The sequence below is a fragment of the Streptococcus oralis genome (assembly GCF_006175905.1).
Classification (GTDB): Bacteria; Bacillota; Bacilli; order Lactobacillales; family Streptococcaceae; genus Streptococcus; species Streptococcus oralis_BG.
On record NZ_SSNB01000001.1, the window covers coordinates 62,210 to 82,285 of the forward strand.

A 20,076-nucleotide genomic window follows, 5' to 3' on the forward strand; every position below is an offset into this window, starting at 1 on the left:
ACCCTAATTTATTACTTCATTTTTTTTAAAAAAATACGACAGAAAGCGCCAGTTTCTTAGCTTGTTCTACTTGGCTCCCACTGTCCCAAGCTCGCTTGAAGAACGCCATAAGACTTTCTTTCCTAGCTAGTATTATAGCAGATTTTCTAGCTAGTGTAAACCAAAAATGAGTCTGAAAACAAAGTTCCAGACTCATTTATCAGTAAAGCTTCAGAAACTCCTGTTTAAGGATGTCTTCTTGCTTTTGGTTTTTTGCCATGTAGATTTCGCTTGGCATGTTTCAATGCTGTAATGGCATCTTTAACATCTTCTTGGCTCGCTCCTGGATCATTCAAGAGTTCCTGAGCTTCTTTAAAGGCTAGAAGATAAGCAGCTTTTTCTTTCTTATCTGCGTAGATAAATCTCGCATTTTTTTCTTGGAAAAGACGTTCATCTTTGACCAGTTTCTTCAGACTAGAGAAGTCAGTAGCTTTGCCATTTAGTTTGCTTTTAGCTGTTGCTAGGGCAATGAGAGATTGGTCAATTTGATCCTGTTTGACTTTAGGATCTACAGCTAGTAAGGCAATTTCTTGGAAGGCACGATCATAAGCTCGACGTACTTTTTCCTTGGCATTAGCATATCTTCCAGTTTTAGTCGTTGCATAGTAAGCTTTCATGGCTTCTTTCAAAGCTGCAACATTCGAATCTTTTCCATCCAAAGCCTTACCAGCAGCTTCAAGACTAGCGAGAACTCCATCAATCAATTCTTGCTTCAACTTGCTTGACAAGGCTGACCGCGCAACTTGGAAAGCTTGATCATAAGCTCTCCTCTTATCTGCACTACTATTAAAGTAACGAGATGTTTCTACCAGTTCTTTTTGTTGATTTACCAAGGCAAGCAAGGCCAACTTAGACACAACAGATAGGCGCAAAGTATTATTTCTACCGGGCTGAACGAGCAAGGAAACAAGATCTTCAAGGAGTTCATATCCAGTTGGCAAGGTGACTTGTACAGTATAACGACCTGTAGCAACTTTCTTACCAAAGGCGTATTGACCGTATTTTTCAGCAGGAAGAGTGATACTTGTCCCATCTTCTCCTTTCAGAACCACAGTAGTCGTCTTTGGAACTGCTTGATTGAAGGAAACAGACACAGGTGCATATTCTAGGAGATTTGCTAGGAAGGTAATGGTTTGGAAACTATTTTCTTCCGTCAAGTCAAACTCTTGGGATAAGGCACTGATAAATTTCAATTCTGTTCGGTCATAACTGAAAATTTCTGCTGTATAATGACCAAACTGTAAGAAATGAATCGCTTTTGTCTTGTCAACATCAACATATTGCCCCTTGCTATTTTTGATTCGATAGACGTAAAGGGTATCAATATCCTGGTTTGTTTTTGCATCCTTCAAGGCAATTTTCACTCGACCACTATTTTGATCGCGGACAAGTTCAGCAAGTGAGATATAGTCTACATTTCCTGCATAATCCTCTACAAGATAGTAAATATTAGCCTTGTCAACATCCTTAGGAAGTGTATAACTACCATCAGCATTGGCCTTAATCAGATGGGTGTTTTCAAGCGCACGAGTTCCAGACTGGTCTTTCCCAGTTAGAACCATGGTCCCTTTCTGGTCAAATGGTGTGATATAGAAGACTTTTTCTGAAAGGATACCACCTTGACCGACATCTTTTGGTTTGCGAGCTACGAATTCTTGGTTTCCATCTTTAAAGCGAATATAACCACTTGTGATGACAGGTTTTTGAGTATCAATTTGAATTTTGAAGGTCGTGTATTGTTCTTTGGCTCCTGGAACATCTGGTGTGTAACTAATAACATAGTCATATAAACCATCTGCAACGGTATTGCCATCAAAATCCTGACCTTTCCAAGCAGTATTATCTAGAATATAACTCTTCAGATTTCTACTGTCACCATCAAAATAATTTTTACGAAGATCCTTTGCATCGCCCTCCCAAATAGGATGTTCATGCTTAGTATCCGTAGCCGCATAAACTGTTGCACGAAGATTTACAAGATTTCTCAAAGCAACCGTTTTGTATTCAACTAGGTCTTTGTTTCCATCATCGTTTGGAGAAATAGCAATACGGACATTCCCTTTTTCGTCCAACTGAAGAACATGCTTACCTTCAGCATTTTGTTCGATTCCAAGAACGGTAATTCGGCGTCCTTGGCGTTGACCTTTAGATACTAGAAGATCATTTTGCAAGGTTGCGAGATAGGTAGCATCATTAGAGTAATTAACGGCAGGATTTTCCTTGTCTACCTCTGTGTAAAATCCATTTTTTCCTTCCCGGACAAGATTATAAATCGGTTTTTCGACAGCAGGGAGATTTTGGAATTCACCTCGGAAGCCCATAAATGCAAGACTCACAATATCTCCATCATCTGCTGGATCTACAAAGCGAACAAACCCTTCAAGGAAATAGCCATTTGGCATTTGTTTGCTGAGTTCAGCAGCAAATTTTCGAGCATCCACTTTAACAGTGACTGTTTGACTGCTGTGGGCTTTGACCGTCACTTCAGGCCAGACTGTCTCTGTTAATTTTCGAGGTCGAAGGGTGAATTTTCCATCTTGAACTTCGTCTGTATTGGTATTCACCACCATCTTGAGAGTACGGTCAGTATCTGAAATATTGTGTACAGTGACCTTGAAAGTAAATTGATCTCCAACATTTCCCAAAGTCACACTTGGATAACCATTTTCACCCGTTACATAGAGGTCTGTTGACACTGCAGCAGCTGTGTCCACAATACCAGAACCTTGCTGACGAGGAGAGGTATAAGTGCCTGTGTCCTTATTAACATGTGGTTTTGCAGTTGACATGATCAAGGCCTTGACAGTCTCTGATACTTGCTCAGGAGTCAATTCTGGATGGTGTTTTTGAAGGTATTCCTTAACCAGAACTGCAACACCCGTAACGTGAGGAGCCGCCATACTGGTTCCGCTGATACTACCATAGGTATTGTCATTAAAGGATGAATAGATATTGCCGCCAGGAGCTGTCACGTCCGGTTTCAATTGTCCATCGGTAGTCACTCCCCAACTTGAAAAGTCAGATAGCTGATTGGCTACATCAGAAGGGCGATTATCCATCTTGTCATTAAAAACAATCTTATATTTTCCTGATTTTAAGGCTTCACCATACTGTTTAGAAATAAATACAGAAGGAATTTTCTTTGCTTCATCATCAATAGCCATATTGATATTTGCACCTTCTACATTATTGTAGATCAAAGCACCAACTGCACCGTGTTTTCGTGCATTTTTGATCTTCTCTGAAAAGTTCATGGCTCCACGCTGAATGAGGGCAAGTTTCCCAGTTAAATCCAACTTCGCAAAGTCTTCTTCACGACCTAGTCCGGCTTCAACGTATTCGTACTCTTTTCCCTTTTCAAAGTCCTTATCTGCTTCAGGTTGGTTATAATCAAATTTTCCGTTATGAAGGCCGGCATTTCCCTCTAGACCTTTGACTTCAAAAACAGCTGTTGTCAATGTTTTGTTGTTGACAGAAGCAACTGAAATCGAGTCTTCAACAGTGGATGGATTTCCAACCAAGCCATAGTCTGGGTTTTCAGCTAGCGGTTTTGAATAACCATTTCCGAATGTATTGCTATTTCCTGCTGAGATAAGAACAGACACTCCCTTGGCACGAGCCCGTTTGATGGCATCAACGATATCAGAACCAGCATCCACCATAGAACCAGTGCTAGATCCCAAACTCATATTAATGGCATCTGCTCCCAAGGCCACTGCATCATCAATCGCCTTTACATAAAGGGCAGAACTGGTCGTTTTTTGGCGATCTGAAAAGACACGCATAAACATGACTTGGGCTTCAGGCGCCACACCATAGACCTTTTCACCATTTGGTGCCTCTTTATCAGGGTTTCCAGCTGCAATCCCTGTTACGTGCATCCCATGAGAAGTTCTTTCTGCTTCTTTGATTTTATCTGTTCCGTCAAAGTAGTCATAGGCATAGACAACCTTATCACTATACCATTTACCGTAGTCGATTCCAGCAGCCTTTTTAGCTGCTTCAATGGCTTCCTTGTTTTTAAATTTTGCTTTTGACGGATCCGAAATTCGAAGTACCTCATGATTCAAATCAAGTCCAGAGTCAATAATGGCAACAACGGTCCCTGTTCCCTTGTAACCAGCCTTCCAAGTTTTCGGTACTGTGATGATATCATTACTTGAAAGACTATTGGGTTTTGCAGACTCAGCTTTTTCTTGTTCTTTTTCAGTAGTTGCTGTTTCTCCAGTAGTTTTAGGAGCTGTCGTTGCTTGAGCCTCTTTGTTCTCTATGTTAGAAGCCTTCTCAGTAGCAGGCGCTGGACTGGTAGCGACTGTTGTTTCTTTTTGAACGACACCTTGGTCTACTTCTTTTGCAACTGCGCTATCTTTTCCTGATTCTTGGGCTTCAGCAGTTTTATCAACCGAAGCTTCTACCTTAGCATCTTGTTTACTAGCATCCTCTTTAGAAGTTTCAGCTTCTTGTTTCTCTCCAACTACTGGAGCTATCACATTATTATTGGTTTGGTCAGTCGCAGAGTTTGAGTGTTTATCGTCTTTTAGCTCTGTCTTAATTTCCTGAGTTTGAGCTTGATTTTCACCTGTACTCTGCTCATTGGCACTGACTTGACTTGCTCCAAAAACCAAAGCAGTTCCCAATAAAACTGAAGCAAGACCAAATTTGTATTTCCGTAATGAAAAACGTTGTCGTCTATTCATACATAATCTCCTTTTTCTTTAAAGTATACCTATTATAGCGCAAATAGGTATAAATTTTTACAAAAATCTGAATTGTCACAAAAATGTAATATTTACGTATATATCTTACTTATTTAATTTTATCATTCGTGTTATTTTCTCCATCAAACCAATATTTTCTAAATTTGTTCCTATATTTCAATCCATGAAATTATTTCATTATACAAACAATCTAGATTTTTTATACACAAAAAGACTAGGATTTAAAATTCCTAGTCTTTGTTATTTCAGTATAAATAGATTTTACAAACTAAAAATCCATCTCATCCACACGAGGTGCGCCCGAAGTCACTGAAATTGTCTTTAAGACTTCTCGCTCGTCATTGCTGAGTTCAATCCCAAAACAGTCGAGATTGCTCTGGATACGAGAGACTGTCACTGACTTAGGTAGGGGTAAAAAACTTTCTGCCAAACTCCAAGCCAAGGCAATTTGAGCCACTGATTTCCCATGCTTCGCAGCAATTTCTTGGACTTCTTTCTGTTCAAACAACTCTCCTTGGCCAAAAGGTCCCCAAGCCTCTAAGAGAATTCCTTTCTCTCTACAGTAGTCAACCACTTCCTCTTGATAAACTCCTGGTGCCAAGCGCACCTGATTGACCGCTGGAATGATTCTTGCTGTTTCAAGCAAGGTATCCAAATGATGGGGGAGGAAGTTACTAACGCCGATGGCACGGATTTTGCCTTCTTGGTAAAGATCCTCCATCGCTCTCCAGACTTCAGCATTGCGAGTTTTCCATTCGCCATTTTCTCTTAAAGGTTTAGGATTTGGCCAATGGATAAGGTACAAATCTAGATAATCCAATCCCAGTTTTTCCATTGATTCTTCAAATGCTTGGCGAGCTTCATCATAGCTGTGATTGGTATTCCAGAGTTTGGTCGTTACAAAGATTTCTTGTCTTGGAATACCGCTATCTCGAATAGCACGTCCAACACTTTCCTCATTTTTATAGATAGCTGCAGTATCGATATGACGATAGCCGGCCTTTAAGGCTTCTAAAACGGCTTGGTAGGCCACCTCTCCATTTTCAGCTTTCCATGTTCCAAATCCTAGTACAGGAATTGAAACTCCATTATTAAGGTTGTAAGATTTCATCGTTTCTCCTTTCTATGTGAAGAAAATCTAAAGAAACAAAATCCTGATTATCAGAACACTTGCCCCTTTAGATTTTAACAATTATTGATCACGATCGTAATAGATCTCGTGAGCTTTTAAGCGAGAATTGAGCAATTCAGGAACGGTCACAAATGTATACCCTTCACCCTTTAAATACTCAATGACACTTGGTAGAGAATTAACTGAAGGACCATGGATATCATGCATGAGAATGATAGAACCATTGCGAACCTGACGTTGAATCTCTGTCAAAATGGCTGTCTCATTTTTACTCTTCCAGTCCAAACTATCCACGTCCCACATGATGAAGCTTAAATCAAGGCCGTTTCGAATATCATCAGTGATGGCACCATAAGGTGGACGCATCAGTTTAGAGCTTGATCCTAAAACTTGAGTTACAAATCTTCTGTATCAGTGATTTGCTTTTTAGCATCTTCGAGCGAAAGTTGTGAAAGAACGGGATGACTCCAGCTGTGGTTTCCTACAACATGACCTTCTGATTTCATTCGTTTTAGAAGATTTTCATTACCTGCAATGTTTTTACCAAGTACAAAGAAGGTTGCTTTTACACCATATTTAGCTAAAGTATCCAAAGCCTGCGTGGTTGTAGTTGGATTTGGACCATCGTCAAAGGTCAAGGCTACAACTTTTTTATTTTTCTTAGCAAAGTATGCTTGGTAAAGTTCAGCATCCTTTTCTAATAGATAAGAGGACTCCAATACATCAAAGAAACTGGATATGGGCAAAGCAATTTCCTCAACAGTCTCTCCAGCATTAGCAGGATAAAGGATGATTTGACTATCCTTATAATCAAAGCTCCAAGATGTCAATTCTTGGTCTGTGAAGCTCTTTATAACTTGATCAATTTTTGCCTGGTCAAGTTTCTTATCTTCTAGAGTTGATTTGATTTGACTCAGTAAGAGTTCCTTAGCCTTACTTGCATCTTTGAAGAGTTTGCTGAGGTCAAAATCTTTCCCATCTTCAGTCAAGAAAATTTTCCCTAAAGAAGTCTTTTCTTTTTCTTCAACCTTTGATGCAGACAAATCGTAGACTTGCTTACTGATACTACGAGCAACAACTCCCTTTAAGACTGGGTCCAACTGCTCACTATAATAAAAAACCAAATCCTCTTTATCTTCCAGCTTTTCTTTGATATCCTGGTTGATTTTTTCTCTAACAGACGCAATGACTTCCTCTCCTTGCAGAGGGTAGTAGGCAATCACCTCAGCTTGACCTTTTCGGAAATGGTCCTTCTGACTACCTGAGTTGAATTGCTGGTCCTTTTCGCTTTTTAGCGCTTCAATTTTTTGTTCGTAAGATTGCTTTTGTAGTAGCTTATAACCAATAGCACTCCCTAATAGAATCGTAGCAACTCCTAAGATTCCAACAAGGGAAAGCAATAGCCTTCTCGTTTTATCGTGAGAAACACGTTTCGCTCTATTTTTTTTCATATTTCCATCATATCAAATCGAGGCTATTATTTCAATGATAAACAGGGATTCTGTCTTTTTTTAGGAAAAGAAAAAAGCTTAGAAATCTTCTAAGCTTCTATTTTTAAAAACGAATCGCTTCACGTGTTTTCTCATATGAAGTTACAAAACGGTTTGTAACCCCTGGTTCAGCAACTTCCAAGGCTTGTGAAATTTTTTCAAATGATGCCTGGTAGTCAAACTCTTTTTCAAAAATTTCAAGCGCTTCGTTGAAGGCCTCTTGGATACGCTCATCAAATGAACGGTAACGGTTTGAGTATTGGAGTAGTTGCTCCGTCAAGGTTGCATATTGAACGATATCATAGGTTTCTGTTTCAAGTGCTTCCATATCATTTGTTGCAATTTCAAGAACGCGTTTAACCGATTCAATATTCACTTGCGGTTGTTCTAACTCTGCCATCAGATCTTCTGTGTTATGACTTGCAGTAAAGAAAAGTTTCAAGAAACTTTGAGGAATACCTGGCAAGTTTCTCTTCTCCATGTAACGTTTGATGGTATGCAAACGGTTCACATAGACATTTGCTTTTTGGCGAGCATTGAGGTCGTCTTTTTCAATTTGGGCAAGTCGTTCGCTAACAGAGATTTGCTCATCCTCAATATCCTTGAGGTTGCTTTGAAGCATTTCCAACTGTTCTTCAAGAGCAGAGTAGGCTTGTGTTGACTCACCTTGATCCTCTGTCACTTCCATGATTGCCGTATCAAGTGCAGCCAATTCTGCTTGAAGACGACGAACATGATTGCCATCGCTTTCAGGAAGAAGATAGGTTTTAGTCAAGCGTTCAAGGTCTTGAACAAGCACCTGATTATTTTCTTTCAAGTGGTTGAGATAAGTTGGTAATGTAGCAAGAAGACTTTCAACTACTTTTTGAGCTGCAATTTCACGAGTGAAGATATCATAAAGCGCATTGATTTCTTCTTGGATGCGATTATTTTCATACTCTGCATTGTCCAATTCCAACTGACGAATATTTTCTTGATTATTTTTCAGAGATTCATGCAAAAGTTGGAACCGAGACTCAATATCTGTTTCTGTAAAGTGATAGTTAGCATCCAACAGCTTGCGATAACCTTCTTCCAAATCTGCCAATTGTTCTGGCAGTTCCTTTGTCAAGGTTTCAACAAGAGCTGGAATTCGCTCAACGATGTGTGTCAAAGCGAGAATATGATTTTCAGTTGAATCAAGAATTGCTGCGGCTTCAACCGGGTCACCTGATGAATTTAGGGTAACAAATTGAGAGAATTCCGATTGGATGTTTTCCAATTGCTTCTCAATCTCAGGAAGAGCTTTCCCATACTTCTCTGAGTCTTCTGCAACGGTATGTTGAAGGGATTCAAACAAGTCCAAGGCATGAAGGACACGGCCACTATTCTTAGATTCTTGCTTTTCAAGTTCTGAGAGAGCATTGCGAATAGCAGCAATGTCTTCTTCAATCAAGCCGATTTGGCTCTCAATCTGATCAATCTTGTGTGTTGCCTTAAAGAAACGGAAAGAATTATTGTAGCTTTCAGCTTCAAAGAGGTGATTTTCGATATCAGCAAATGAGTTCAGAGATAAATCAACCCATTTTTGATTCCATTCACGGAAGGTCACCTGACTTTGACCAATCAAGTGCATGTTTTTAACGGCTTCAACCTCATCATTTACAGGAAGGTTGTAGAGTTCTTCTTTTCTTTCTTCAAGGGCCGTTAATCTGCTTACATTACGCTTACGTAAAAAGATGGCTGTTACATAAGCTAAGATCAGAATGACTGCAATCGCAACCATTAGATAAATTAGTTGTCCATTAGACATATCAAACTCCTTTTATACTAGAAACAATCGTAATGATTATATCATATTTTTTAAACCAAGGGAACTATTTCCCACATTTTTTAAACGTCAAGTGTACTGTAAACAGCGTTTTCTTCGATAAATTCGCGACGAGGTTCTACTCGATCCCCCATCAACATATCAAAGATTTTATCTGCTTCGGCAGCATCATCTACCGAAACACGCGCCATCAAGCGATGTTCTGGATCCATGGTTGTTTCCCACAATTGGTGGTCATCCATTTCTCCTAAACCTTTATAACGTTGGATGGTTGGTTTTGAACGCCCTTCACTGTGACGTGCTAAGGCTTCTTGGAGTTTAATTTCTTGATCTGCACCAGGTTGAATGTATTCTTTGATCTCACTTCCAACTTTAACCCCATAAATCGGTGGTTGGGCAATGTAGACATAACCAGCCTCTAAGATTGGTTTCATATAGCGATAAATCAAGGTTAGCAAGAGAGTTCGAATGTGGGCTCCATCAACATCGGCATCGGTCATCAAAACGAGTTTTTGGTAACGAGCCTTAGTGACATCAAATTCTGCACCAAATCCTGTTCCCATGGCTGTGAAAAGGCTTCGAATTTCTTCGTTTGCAAGGATTTTATCCATGCTAGCTTTTTCAACGTTCAAGATCTTACCACGAATTGGGAGGATAGCCTGGAACTCACGGTTACGACCAGATTTGGCTGATCCACCAGCTGAGTCTCCTTCGACGATGAAGAGTTCGGTTTCAGCTGGGTTGTTCGAAGAACAGTCTGCTAGTTTTCCAGGAAGATTGGAAATTTCCAAACCAGATTTCTTGCGTGTGACTTCACGCGCACGCTTGGCAGCTACACGAGCCTTGGCAGCCAAGATCCCTTTTTCCACGATACGCTTAGCAATCTGTGGATTTTCCATGAGGAAATCAGAGAAGGCATCGCTGAAGAGGCGATTGGTAATCTTGACTACTTCGCTATTTCCCAGTTTGGTCTTGGTTTGTCCTTCAAACTGCGGATTTGGATGCTTGACAGAGATAACAGCAGTCAATCCTTCACGAACATCTTCTCCTGTTAGGTTATCTTCATTGTCTTTTAGCAATTTATTTTTGCGGGCATAATCATTGATAACACGTGTCAGCGCTGTACGGAAACCTTGCTCATGCGTACCACCTTCATGGGTGTGAATGTTATTGGCGAAACTCATGACGTTTTCGTGGTAACCCGTTGTGTACTGCATGGCTACTTCAACTGTGATATCATCCATTTCACCGTCTGTGTAGATTGGTGTATCAAAGATCACATCCTTGTTCTCGTTGATATATTCAACGTAGCTAGCAATCCCACCCTCATAGTGGTAATGTTTAGTCTGTTCGAGACCTTCACGCTTGTCTGTGATGGAGATTCGAAGACCTCGGTTCAAAAAGGCTAGTTCTTGAATACGTTTGTTTAATTTATCAAAATCAAAAGTCGTTGTTTCTGTAAAAATCTCTGGATCTGGTGTGAAGTGAACTGTTGTTCCCGTTTTATCCGTATCTCCAACCACCTCAAGATCAGCAACAACATGACCACGACGGTATTCTTGGTAATGAATCTTACCGTTTTTGTGAACATGAACATCTAGTTGAGTTGAAAGAGCGTTTACTACTGATGAACCTACTCCGTGGAGCCCACCTGATACCTTATATCCGCCACCGCCGAATTTTCCTCCAGCGTGAAGAACTGTAAAGACGGTCTCAACAGCGGGACGTCCTGTTTTTTCCTGAATATCAACAGGAATTCCACGCCCATCATCCACAACGGTGATGGAATTATCTGGCTCTATAAAGACTTGGATGTGACTGGCAAATCCAGCTAGGGCTTCGTCAATTGAGTTATCAACGATTTCCCATACTAGATGGTGAAGACCTTCTTTTGAAGTTGATCCAATATACATACCTGGACGCATACGAACAGCTTCAAGTCCCTCCAAAACTTGAATTTGACTGGCATCATAATCCTGTGCCTGTTGATTTTTGATTTCTTCTGTCATTTTTTCCCTTTTCTTACATGTCTATTGCTTGTCTCAATGTCGCAACGTTATTAAAAAGATAGGCATCTAAGCCAGCAGCTTTACCTGCTTCTACATCAATATTTCTGTCACCAATGACCAAACCAGATGTAATATGATATTTATCACGTAAATAAATCATGGACTCAGGATCTGGTTTCCGTTTAAAGCCAGAACTGGCAGTCACCACCTCGGTGAAGTAGTTCGCTATCTGGGTCTTAGCAAGAAGTTCTAGTACTTGGTCATTTCGATGAGAAACCAAGAAATGGCGACCACCCTTGTCCGAAATGTCTTTGAGTAATTCTGGAATTCCCTCAAACAAAACCGGATCTTCTAGCTCACGCGCTTCATTTTCTTTATAGTTCTCTAAAAAATCCTCGATATCTGGTGCAAACTTCTCGATGGCAAAAGCTGTCGAAACCTTCAAGGCTTCGTAGACTCGGTCGTGTTCTTGCTCTATTCCATATTGGGCTAAGGTTTCTACAAAGGCTGCAGTAGAAGTCTCATAATTATCCAATAGGGTACCACCTAAATCCCATATATAGTCGTGATATTTCATACCCTTCATTATACCATTTTTTTATGAAAAAAGCGATGATTTCCTAGATTTTTCGGCTCTATAATTTCTATAGAGAGTAAAACACTATTGCATCGATGGAGCCTCTTTGTGAAGAATAGCTCCTCTATGAATAATCAAGCAAAATCTTTCTTATCTCAAATGTACAAATTAAAAAATAGAAACTACTGACAACCGCGTCATTATTCGCAAACGAAACGCTTTTGGATTTCCAAACCTTAAAAATAGAATCCTCATTGCTTTGAATACCACAATAGAGTGTAGAAAAAGATTATTGCAATATGGAATCTCTTGTTAATTCATTTCAGTTTCCAATGATTCCATCTTTCTTTTCAATTGTAATTTATTCTCCAAACAGGCAAAAAACGATAACGTCCTTTAAGGGAGTTATCGTTTTTGTATATCATCAGATAAAGTTTGATTTTTGTTGAGCTAAATTCGATTAGTTTCTTCCGAAGTTTTGACCTCTACCATCGCGGTCAAAATACATCCAACTTCCATCTTCAAGTTGAATCCATTTGCTTCGAGCCATATCCCCTGAATTGGCATCGAAATATCGACTAACCCCATTCACATCAACAACTTTTCCTTTGACTTGCTTGCCGTCTTGCGTGAAATAGAGAGTCTGTTGACCAACCTGCTGCAAGCCTGTCACTGCTTTTCCAGCTTGGTCAAAATAGTACCACTCATTTTGGGAACCTTCGACAAACTTGTTGGTTGCCATCTCTCCTGAGTTCGCATCAAAGTAACGGATACTCTTATCTGAAAGTGTCACGATTTTACCCTTGACTTGCTTGCCATCTTGGTCGAAGTAAAGTGTTTGTTTGCCAATCTTTTGAAGGCCTGTCACTGCTTTTCCAGTTTGGTCAAAGTAATACCATTCGTTCTTGGCACCTTCTGCAAACTTGCCGACTGCCATTTCTCCTGAATTGGCATCAAAGTAACGAATGGATTTATCAGCCAAAGTTACTACTTTACCCTTGACTTGCTTACCATCTTGGTCAAAGTAAAGTGTTTGTTTGCCAATCTTTTGAAGGCCTGTCACTGCTTTTCCAGTTTGGTCAAAGTAATACCATTCGTTCTTGGCACCTTCTGCAAACTTGCCGACTGCCATTTCTCCTGAGTTGGCATCAAAGTAACGGATACTCTTATCCGAAAGTGTCACGATTTTACCCTTGACTTGCTTACCATCTTGATCAAAGTAAAGTGTTTGTTGACCAATCTTTTGAAGACCTGTCACTGCAACTCCATCTGCTCCGAAATAGTACCAATCACTTGGGTTATCACCTTGAGCAAAACGATTGATAACAGCATTTCCTGAATCCTTGTCAAAGTAACGAAGTTTGCCATCTTTAGCACTCACAATCTTGCCCTTAACCTGATAGCCGTTTTCATCAAAGAATTGCTGTCCATCTCCTATCTTGACAAGACCTCGAGCCATAACGCCCTTGGCATCAAAGTAACGCCAGTTTTGACCATCAGTAGTGTAGTAACGGTTGAGAACTTGGGCACCAGTTTGATCATAGTAGTACTGATTACCATTTTCATCTTCACGGATAGAATCACGAAGTTGAATACCATTCTTCAAGAAATAAACGTGCTTGCCATCAATTTCATGAGCACCTGTTACTAGATAACCTCGTTTATCGAAATAATACCAATTTCCATTTTCATCTTGGATAAAGGAATTTTTAGCTTGATAACCACTAGTTGAATAGAACTTAGTACCATTGGCATCACTAACAAATCCTGTGTAAGCATTCTTATTAACTAATTGCTTAGGCAATACTATCTCGCCATTTTTGTTAGTAAGATAGTCGTTGCTAGCCCAGTCTTTAAGAACATAGTAAGCACCACGACCTAAGATATTGGTACCATTGAAGTACTTAGCCGACCACTTGGTAATCTTCTCATCTGTTGTCATCTTTTGACCATTGGAAATCTGTACTCGTTCAAAGATCTCTGGATATTTAGCTTTGAGCTCATCTAAGAAGGCGCCACCGTACTTACCTTGGAAATCAGTCCCATTAGTCTTACTATTAGCTACATAGAGTTTTTCCTTGATTTCTGCGCCTTCACGGTAGGTTCCGTAGTTATTGACACGTGTTGCTGTTACCACTTCCTTACCTGGTAGGTTATAGATTTGGTCTGGTACCCAGTCCGCGATGGCTTGGATATTAACACTGTGAAGCGCACGAAGAGCATTGAGCAAATCTTTTAAAGAACCATATTTATTGTTCTTGCTCATCGCCATATCGTAGCGGTCTTCAAAGGCATAACCATTCTGAATGATAGAATCTAAGAAAGTACCGTCTTGGCTAGATACATACTGAGGTGGTAGCTCAAATGAAGTTACTCCCCATTCCTTGAAGAGGTTGACATTTTTAGCAATGACTTTATTAGTATATTGGTCATCGCGGGTTGCAAAGTCTTGGAAGTTAGAGAAGCCTTCGTAAATCAACTGAGAATCAAGGGCTGCGCTAGATTCGTAGACCTGACCACTAGCGTTTTTCTTCTTGCTTGCTGTTGTACGAGCATCCTGATCTGCCTTAGCGCCAACTGGTACCCAAACAGCCAGATATCCAGAAACCTGTACATTGCTGTAGCCTGCAATATCATTCATATCAAAGGTTAAAATACCATTAGCATCTGTCTTCTTCCAGAGCGATTGCGGCACTTCTTCGTCAGTTAGATAACGGGAAATACCATCTTTGGTCGTCAAAAGCACAGGGCGATAGTATTGATTCTTGTGGGCTGCTCCCATATTGACTTGCAGTTTATCCCATTCGTTCAGTTTCAGGTTAGGGTTGTTAGAAGCAATAACAGCCATCCCTTGAGTACGAGTTTCTGCTGTTCCTTCATCTGTTGCTTCATTGGCACCAGTACCGTAGCGCACAGAAGTCAAAATACCATTGTAAGACCATTTATCAGCCTCACGAGGTACACCCATATATGTGACTTTCATGTCTTGTCCACCTGCTACATACTTAATACGAGCACGCAACAAGGCATCGATAGCATCGTGGTAAGGAGATTTTTTCTCCATGTATTGACCATCATCGGTATAGAGGTCACCATAGTAGACCCGAGTGATAGAGTCTTTATTGGAGAGCATGAGGGCATGAGCAGTTGGGATGTTGAACTGCGTATACTTCTTGTCTGCCTTGCGCATATCTTCGTTGTAGATCTTGAAGGCTTGCTTGAGTTCATCCATGGTAAAGGTCAAACCATCCGTATTTGGATTGATATTTTCTCGGATGATGTCAGCAATAACAGTTTGTACTTCACTGTCATGAGCCCGAACAAAGATATAGTTAGCCATCCGTTCGCCATTTTTCTTTTCAGAAGAACGGTCATTTAGACTATTTGTAATCGTAGGCTCTACTCCGCTACGGATAGATAGATTACGCATGAATGAATAAAGCAAGGACAAGCGTAGCTTGTTGTCAATTGCTAGTTGAGCACCTTTAGTATCTTTGTTGTAGTCAGGATCGTTATCAGACCAAGCTTCCAAGATAGACAAATGCTTGATGGCTTCTTCTTCACTTTCTCCCACCTTGTAGCGAGACTTGAAGTAGTCAGATGCGATTTGGAGCAAGTCTGCGTTGACATTGTCCACCGCATCGACACGAACTCCATCAAAATTAGCAGTCGGATCATTGGCTACGATACTTCCAAAGTTCATCATAAAATGCAACCAGTTGAGTTGTTCGGCTTGAACAGCTGGATTAGAGTTGTCAAAGTCGTTAGCGAGCAAGAACTCATAACCACCATTTGACTTGTCAATGAAGTACTTAGGTGTACCTGTTTGACTAGTAGGGGTACGGTTAAGTAGACGGAACTTAGAGTCAGCATGAGAGCTCTTCTCATTATTGGTATAAAGCAAAGCTCCACCCTGCAAGTGGTCCTTTTTAGTACCAGTTGTTTCAGACTCTGACTTGATATTCCAATTTGGCTGGGTTTTGACAAAGGCACCCATCAGCGTTCTCAACCATTTGGTATCGCCTTCTTTACCAATTTTTTCCTCAATCTTGCGCTGAACCTGCTGAGAAGCTCCTGTCAGGAGAGCTTGTTCAACTTTGTTTTCAAAAGCACCTGCTCCCAGACCTTGCTGGTTCATATAGTTGAGGTAATTAATCTGAGTACGCTTATCAGGCCACCAAGCCATCAAAAGGGGACGTAAGTCTGTTTCTGTCGAAGCCGTCCATGTTTTTCCATCTTTTAAGATGAACTTTGGACGATACCAGCTATCTGCTGTCAAATAACCGTCTACAGTTTCGATATCCTTGTCAGTCGTGCCGTAAAAAGCATTCTTTTGAGAGAATTCATTATTGAGACTGCTGGTTCCTTGTTGGAACTGATATTCATTTGAATCAACTAAGGCACCAGTTTCTGCATCAAAATAAAGTATTCTCCCATTAAGTTCAACTGCAAAGTTCTTTTTAACTGTACCATCGTCCTGAACATAGTAATTTTTACCATCAATGGTCTTAATATGAGATAGGACATCATCATCATGGTCAGCATTTACAGGTGCAGGTTGAGCCTGATCTGCCACCATTCTTTCAGCCACTGCTCCTTGTTTTTGAGCAGGTTCGGGCAAGCGATCTTTCTTTGCAACCTTTGGATTTGCAACAATCTTGTCTTCAACAGCCGTTTTTTCTCGTTTGTCGCCTTCTTGGTCTTGGGCAGTTGTTGGCCTTGCTTGTTTATTCTGGTCTGCTACTTCAGTTTTAGGAGTTTCTGTGATTGCATTAGCAGCTTTAACTTCTTCAGCAACAGCAGCCTTTTCTGTAGATGCTTCTTTCGTATCTGCTGGTTTAGCAGGCTCTTGAGCATTGGTTTGAACTGTTGCTTCTGTATTTTCTGCTGGTTTAGCAGGCTTTTCACTAGCAGCAACATCGTCTGTCACCTTGTCTGCAGGGGTTACTTTTTCTGCTTCTTGCTCAGATGCTATTTTAGCTTGGGCTGGAGTTTGCTGACCCGAACCACTAGTCTGAGCTGTAGCAGGTTCTTGAACTACAACCTGCTTTACATCATCCGCATGGACAACGCCTGGTTCTAGACCAAGTACCTTTGGTGCTACAATAAGGGCCAAGGTAGTCAAAGCAATGGCTACCCAGTTTTTCTTAACTTTATGCATCTTATAATGAATCTTTTTCTCCATCATAAAGCCTCCTTCTGAATTTAGTATAAAGTTATGCTCTTATTCTAGTATATTTTTCAAAATGATCATTTTTTGTTGCACATCTACAACTATGAAAGGCAAATTCTTTCAAACTGTTCTTTAAGCTTTTGGGCAACACCAAAGGAATCTAAAAATTCAAAAAAAGATAGGCATTGCTCGATGTCACTGAGAGCATTGGTATTCCCAACCTTGTAGGAGTAGAGAGCCCTATGATACTTAATCAGCGTTCGATCATATAGATCTGTTTCAGGAATTTTAGAGTGGTCGAGATAATTGAGAAACCTCATAGCAACTAGCAGGTGGTTCCCTTCTATACAGACACTAATGACATTAAGTAGCATCTTGATAATACGGCGGCGATTTTCAGGTAGGTTGTTATAAAACTGGGTACGATTGATCATCTCACTAGCGAAGGTTTCCAGCGTTTCCAAGGTCATCAAATCAACACTGTTTGTAAAAAGCCAGAGTTCATAACGTCCCCACTCCTCAACAGAAAAGAGATGATCCGTCAGAAATTCAATATCCTTCTTGCTAATCTGAAAATCTGAGCAACAGGAGGACAAGAGAGCCCTGACAATGATCGTATTGAGTTTATAGTTTTTCTTCTCAGGAAACTGTTCAGTCAAAGCTTCTGAGCTTGACAAAATATTTTGGAGCTTGACAACATTGTTTTCCTGATATGCATCAGCTACTTTTTTTGAGAACAGCACATCATCTGAATCAATGTAATTATGGTAAACATACTGAAACTCCTCTAGGGAAACGGCCATATTTTTTAAACAGCAATAAAAAGAATCAAGTGTGATCCCATTGACTCCCCGTTCAAAACGGGATAGCTGAGCCACGGAAATATCACCAGCAGCTACCTCTTTCAGGGACATTTTTTTTGATTCTCTAATGACTTTGAATATTTTTCCAAAAGTTTCCAACATATCACTCCCCCAGTTTCGTATATGCAAAAAATTCTGACTAATTTTAATATACTAGTAACATGTTTCAATTACATTACAGAGAAAGTACTTTATATTTCAAATTAATACAAGCAGATTAATTCGCATGATAAGACCGTTTAATATAGCATTTGTTGAATATTCTATCTTTTTCAAGAATCTTTTGATTTCAGTAACAATCTGAAGTATTCTATCTAACAACTTGAAACCACTAACATTTCTAGAGATAGATTTCCTTCTTATGCTAGACAAAGCTTGATTGATTTATAAAAGATTGATATAAAAGCGTAAGACAATCATATGAAACATTTTTTAGAAATGGAGTAAATTAAAAAACGAGAGCCGAACTCTCGTTTTACTGTTGATTTCCAAAGACATCTCGATAGAGCATGCCGACTCGTAAACTTTCAGCATCTCCTCCCAACTGCTCTACCAACTCATAGGCAAAGGCAAGTGCGGTTGATGGTCCTCGGCTAGTTGTTAGATTACCATCCACAACCACGGTTTGCTTTTGATAAATTCCGTCAGTAATTTGCTCCTGAACTCCGTCATAACAAGTAAAGTGCTTGTCTTTCAGGATACTTGCTTGATGAAGAGCAATTGGGGCTGCACAGATGGCAGCAATTTTCTTTCCAGCTTGGTCAAAGGCTTTAATCTGTGAAATGAGGGCTGGATTATCCCGTAGGTGAGCTGAGCCTGGCATACCACCTGGAAGAACTACCAAGTCATAGTCGGACAAATCACCATCAAAGATACGGTCAGCTTTTACCTGAATGTCATGTGACCCTGTCACCTGCTCTTCAAATCCTACCATATCACAAGAAATGTTTGCTCGACGCAAGACATCAACTACTGTCAAGGCTTCAATTTCTTCAAAACCCTGGGCTAAAATAACTGCTACTGTTGCCATAGTGGCCTCCTTATTTGATTTGTTTTAGGACGACTTTCTTTCGTTTGAATGGAACTTTTCCACTTTTCTCTTCTGCTAGATTGGTCTGGTAACTCATAGACAAGAGGAGACCGACACCAATGAGGTTGCTAATAATTGCGGAGCCCCCTTGAGAGATGAAAGGCAGAGGAATCCCTGTCAAAGGAAGTAAGCCTGTCACGGCACCGATATTTTCAAAGATATGGAAGAGCAACATCATGATAAATCCAGTCGAAATGTAGGTGTAGAACTGGTTATTTGACCTGAGCGTAATCTTCAACATCCGGTAAATAAGAAGCAAGTATAAAGCAACGACAAAGACCGAACCAATGAAGCCAAAGTCTTCAGCAATTACGGTAAAAATCATATCACTTTCACGTACTGGAATGAGGAGATTGGACACATTGAAACCTTGTCCAAACAAGCCACCACTTCCAATCGCAATTTGTCCCTGCGCCTGTTGGTAAGTCGTTGTTTGCGCAAAGTCAAAGGGATTGAGCCAAGCCAAGATGCGGTTAATCTGGTAAGTTGGCATCCCAATCTGATGCAAGAAGGCACGTCCATCCTTGCTTATAAAGATGGCCATGAAGCCTGCAACTGCAGTCACTCCTGTCACAAAGACCGGAATGATAATCTTCCACGAAACACCTGAAAGGAGAACCATACCGGAAAAAATAGCTACAAAGACCAAGGCAGTCCCCAGATCACTTTGTAGGGCTAAGAGGAGCAAGACTGGTATGGTAAAGGCGATCATCCAACCAATCAATAGGAAATCCAAGGGAATAGTCCGTCGCCATTCCTTGTGTTTTTGAGTGAATCTTACAATGGCTCGAGCCAACATCAAGATATAGGAAATCTTCATGAATTCCGATGGCTGGAAAAGTGTCGTTCCACCAATCGATACCCAGTTCTTGGCACCTGTTGACGCTACAAGATTTGGATTGAAGAAAACAAGAGGGAGAACCATCAAAGCCAACCCTAGACCATAAAGATAGGGAGTCACCTTCCATAAAAACTCGGTATTAAAGAACATGACCACAAATCCAATGACAAGCCCCAAGGAAATCCAAGCGATTTGCTGACCTAGAATTGGTAATACATTATTTGGATAGTCATGACTAACTGCTATATAAATGGCCACTACTCCAATCACCAGTAAACAAAACACTGGTAGGAGAAGGCTATAATCGACTCGAGAGTCGAGTGAACGTTTCATA

General features: G+C 40.4%; 9 protein-coding genes and 1 pseudogene. All 10 read right to left on the minus strand.

The window, feature by feature from the left end; genetic code table 11:
• Positions 1-224: 224 nt before the first annotated feature.
• Positions 225-4,736, minus strand: a complete 4,512-nt coding sequence (locus E7Y33_RS00360; RefSeq protein WP_139689319.1) for a S8 family serine peptidase — start codon at positions 4,734-4,736, stop codon at positions 225-227.
• Positions 4,737-5,025: 289 nt separating this feature from the next.
• A complete protein-coding gene (locus E7Y33_RS00365; protein WP_000844461.1) occupies positions 5,026-5,868 on the minus strand; it encodes an aldo/keto reductase in 843 nt (280 codons plus the stop codon).
• Between the two features lie 81 nt (positions 5,869-5,949).
• A pseudogene (gene pgdA, locus E7Y33_RS00370) lies at positions 5,950-7,340 on the minus strand (peptidoglycan-N-acetylglucosamine deacetylase PgdA).
• Positions 7,341-7,443: 103 nt separating this feature from the next.
• On the minus strand, positions 7,444-9,171 hold the full coding sequence (gene ezrA, locus E7Y33_RS00375; protein WP_139689320.1) for a septation ring formation regulator EzrA: 1,728 nt from the start codon (positions 9,169-9,171) through the stop codon (positions 7,444-7,446).
• Between the two features lie 80 nt (positions 9,172-9,251).
• Complete coding sequence (gene gyrB / locus E7Y33_RS00380) at positions 9,252-11,198, minus strand: DNA topoisomerase (ATP-hydrolyzing) subunit B (protein ID WP_000134070.1); 1,947 nt, start codon at positions 11,196-11,198, stop codon at positions 9,252-9,254.
• Between the two features lie 13 nt (positions 11,199-11,211).
• Positions 11,212-11,775, minus strand: coding sequence for an HAD-IA family hydrolase (locus tag E7Y33_RS00385; RefSeq protein WP_337189386.1), 564 nt, complete (start codon positions 11,773-11,775; stop codon positions 11,212-11,214).
• A 460-nt stretch (positions 11,776-12,235) separates the two neighbouring features.
• Complete coding sequence (locus tag E7Y33_RS00390; protein ID WP_139689322.1) at positions 12,236-16,963, minus strand: glycoside hydrolase family 70 protein; 4,728 nt, start codon at positions 16,961-16,963, stop codon at positions 12,236-12,238.
• Positions 16,964-17,049: 86 nt separating this feature from the next.
• Positions 17,050-17,913, minus strand: coding sequence for a helix-turn-helix domain-containing protein (locus tag E7Y33_RS00395; RefSeq protein ID WP_000894366.1), 864 nt, complete (start codon positions 17,911-17,913; stop codon positions 17,050-17,052).
• 373 nt (positions 17,914-18,286) lie between these two features.
• Entirely contained in the window at positions 18,287-18,841 is a 555-nt protein-coding gene (locus E7Y33_RS00400) for a DJ-1 family glyoxalase III (protein WP_139689323.1), read from the minus strand.
• A 10-nt stretch (positions 18,842-18,851) separates the two neighbouring features.
• Positions 18,852-20,075 (minus strand): FtsW/RodA/SpoVE family cell cycle protein, encoded by a 1,224-nt coding sequence (locus tag E7Y33_RS00405; protein ID WP_139689324.1) that lies wholly within the window; start codon positions 20,073-20,075, stop codon positions 18,852-18,854.
• Position 20,076 lies beyond the last annotated feature (1 nt).

Bases quoted from the DNA above. Each gene is read 5' to 3' on its own strand.
- E7Y33_RS00360 (WP_139689319.1), bottom strand. From the start codon at position 4,736: ATGAATAGACGACAACGTTTTTCATTACGGAAATACAAATTTGGTCTT.
- E7Y33_RS00385 (WP_337189386.1), bottom strand. From the start codon at position 11,775: ATGAAATATCACGACTATATATGGGATTTAGGTGGTACCCTATTGGAT.
- E7Y33_RS00405 (WP_139689324.1), bottom strand. From the start codon at position 20,075: ATGAAACGTTCACTCGACTCTCGAGTCGATTATAGCCTTCTCCTACCA.
- E7Y33_RS00365 (WP_000844461.1), bottom strand. From the start codon at position 5,868: ATGAAATCTTACAACCTTAATAATGGAGTTTCAATTCCTGTACTAGGA.
- E7Y33_RS00400 (WP_139689323.1), bottom strand. From the start codon at position 18,841: ATGGCAACAGTAGCAGTTATTTTAGCCCAGGGTTTTGAAGAAATTGAA.
- E7Y33_RS00390 (WP_139689322.1), bottom strand. From the start codon at position 16,963: ATGATGGAGAAAAAGATTCATTATAAGATGCATAAAGTTAAGAAAAAC.
- E7Y33_RS00395 (WP_000894366.1), bottom strand. From the start codon at position 17,913: ATGTTGGAAACTTTTGGAAAAATATTCAAAGTCATTAGAGAATCAAAA.
- gyrB (WP_000134070.1), bottom strand. From the start codon at position 11,198: ATGACAGAAGAAATCAAAAATCAACAGGCACAGGATTATGATGCCAGT.
- ezrA (WP_139689320.1), bottom strand. From the start codon at position 9,171: ATGTCTAATGGACAACTAATTTATCTAATGGTTGCGATTGCAGTCATT.